General features: G+C 63.2%; 2 protein-coding genes. Both read right to left on the reverse strand.

Annotated features, from left to right (window positions below):
• The coding region (locus IYX23_RS00010; protein WP_196398800.1) for a methane monooxygenase/ammonia monooxygenase subunit C at positions 1-533 on the reverse strand (533 nt) is incomplete at its 3' end.
• A gap of 208 nt (positions 534-741) precedes the next feature.
• The coding region (locus tag IYX23_RS00015; protein ID WP_196398801.1) for an AAA family ATPase at positions 742-1911 on the reverse strand (1170 nt) is incomplete at its 5' end.

Here is a 1911-nt window from a genome sequence, read left to right on the forward strand (position 1 = left end):
CCCTTGGAGAAATACGGAAGACGCGTCTTCGCATAGAAGAAGCCGCCGACCGCGATCACCGAGTAAATCGGGTAGCTCATGTAGAACTCGATGATGTGCGACGGCGTGAAGTCCGTGTCGCGAATCACCGTCATGTGCCAGGTGCCGTCCTGCTCGGTGAAGAACGACGCGCCCCAGTAAATGGCCGCGGCGTAAACAACAAGCCATTGCACCTCGACCACCAGGCGGCGCATCTCTTCGCGCGGCGCCAGGTTCGAGAAGTCGCGCGTGCGCGTCTTCCAAAGAAAGCCCGCAAGGCCAATGCCGGAGATCAGCTCAAGCGGAATCTCGGTCCAAAGGATCGACATCCAATATGTCTGAAACTCCGGAGCGAACGAATCAAGGCCGGCGCGCCAGCCAAAAACCTGCTCGTAAATCCGGACGACCAGATAGAACCCGTTCAGAACGGCCAAGCCGATCCACATGCCCTTCAGGTCTACTACAGCTTCCGTGCCAGCAGCAGCGCGGGCTGCTGTGTCAGTCGTTGAGCTCATATGACTCCTCCATAGAATTTGTCTCGAAGAGACGCTCTTCGAGCCTGACGCATTTTGCTTGTTCTGGCGCATCGAAACAGTGACTTTGTCGCCAAATACGGCGCAGAACCCGCCACGCGGAGGAGCTTGAAACAGCGCTTCCGGTCCTCTCGCGTTGCAAAAAAAGGCCCGGCGCTGACGCCGGGCCTTTGCTTTCAAACGCCGGAGTTTAGACCGGCTGGGGCTCCAGGCCGCCCACGTCCGGCTCTGGCTTCTGCCCTGTGGTCGGCACCGCCGAGCCGCGCGGCGGCGGCGTTGGCGTCGACTCTTCGCGCACCGGCCGCTTGCCGGCGAGCAGGCCCTTCATCTCGTCGCCGGACAGCGTCTCGAATTCGAGAAGCGCGTTGGCGAGCGTGTCGAGTTGGCTGCGCTTTTCCGACAGGATGCGCATCGCCTCGTCGTAGGCTTCCTGCACCAATCGGCGCACCTCAGCGTCGATCGTCTGCTGCGTCGCCTCGGAAATCGTCTGCTGACGCCCGAGGGAATATCCGAGGAACTGCTCCTGCTCGGGATTGGCGTAGGCGACGGTGCCGAGCTTGTCCGAGAAGCCGAGCTGGGTGACCATCGCACGCGCCACACGGGTGCATTGCTGGATGTCCGAGGCCGCTCCCGACGTCACCTTGTCATGGCCAAAGATCATTTCCTCGGCGACGCGGCCGCCCATGGCGATGGCGAGCATCGCGGTCAGCTGCTCGTAAGTTTGCGAGATCTGATCGCGCTCGGGAAGGCCCTGCACCATGCCGAGCGCTCTGCCGCGCGGAATGATCGTCGCCTTGTGGATCGGCATCGCGCCAGGAACCGAGAGCTGCACCAGCGCATGGCCGCCTTCGTGATAGGCGGTGAGTTTCTTCTCCTCATCCGTCATCACCAGCGTGCGCCGCTCGGCGCCCATCATGATCTTGTCGCGGGCGTCCTCGAACTCCTGGCTCGTGACGATCCGCTTCGAGCGCCGCGCCGCGAGCAGCGCCGCCTCGTTGACAAGATTCATCAGATCCGCGCCCGAGAAGCCCGGCGTGCCGCGCGCGACGATCTTCAAATCCACGTCCGGCGCCAAAGGCACCTTGCGGGCGTGAACCTTGAGGATCTTCTCGCGGCCGATGAAATCCGGGTTCGGCACCTGGATCTGCCGGTCGAAACGGCCCGGACGCATCAGCGCCGGATCGAGCACGTCCGGACGGTTGGTCGCGGCGATCAGGATGATGCCCTCATTCGCCTCGAAGCCGTCCATCTCGACGAGCAGCTGGTTCAGCGTCTGCTCGCGCTCGTCGTTGCCGCCGCCAAGGCCGGCGCCGCGATGGCGGCCGACCGCGTCGATCTCGTCGACGAAGATGATGCAGGG

It is taken from the genome of Methylocystis sp. L43, assembly GCF_015709525.1.
In the GTDB taxonomy this organism is placed as follows: Bacteria; Pseudomonadota; Alphaproteobacteria; order Rhizobiales; family Beijerinckiaceae; genus Methylocystis.